This window comes from Paenibacillus sp. 01T422, from assembly GCF_056398785.1.
On sequence record NZ_JBFTQB010001701.1, the window covers coordinates 1 to 400 of the forward strand.

At 46.6% G+C, this 400-nt stretch carries 1 protein-coding gene; it reads right to left on the reverse strand.

Going from position 1 to position 400, the window contains the following annotated elements; all coding sequences use genetic code 11:
* Window positions 1-400: SDR family NAD(P)-dependent oxidoreductase (locus tag AC1DUA_RS40840; RefSeq protein WP_477505042.1), on the reverse strand; the 400-nt coding region annotated here is incomplete at both ends.

A 400-nucleotide genomic window follows, 5' to 3' on the forward strand; every position in this document is an offset into this window, starting at 1 on the left:
CTCCAACACGCTGCAGCGGTGTGCGCGCAATAATATCAGCTAAATAGTCAGGATTAGCCAATATTTTCTCCGTAAGCGGTGTTTTAAAATACCAAGGACCRATGCTGTTCACGTTAATTCCGAATTTCCCCCACTCCAGCGCCAGCACCTTCGTCATTTGAATCATAGCTGCCTTAGTAGCCGCGTATACAACACCTGTACGTAGGGCAACCTGTCCGGCAACAGAGGCAATATTGATGATCCGACCATATCCCTGCTCTTTCATATGACCGCCTACAATTTGGGCGCACAAAAAGGCGGATTTGAGATTCGTCTGCATAATGGTATCCCATTCTTCATCGGTTACAGCCAGTGCTTGACTGCGAATATTCATCCCTGCGTTGTTGATTAGAATATCCAA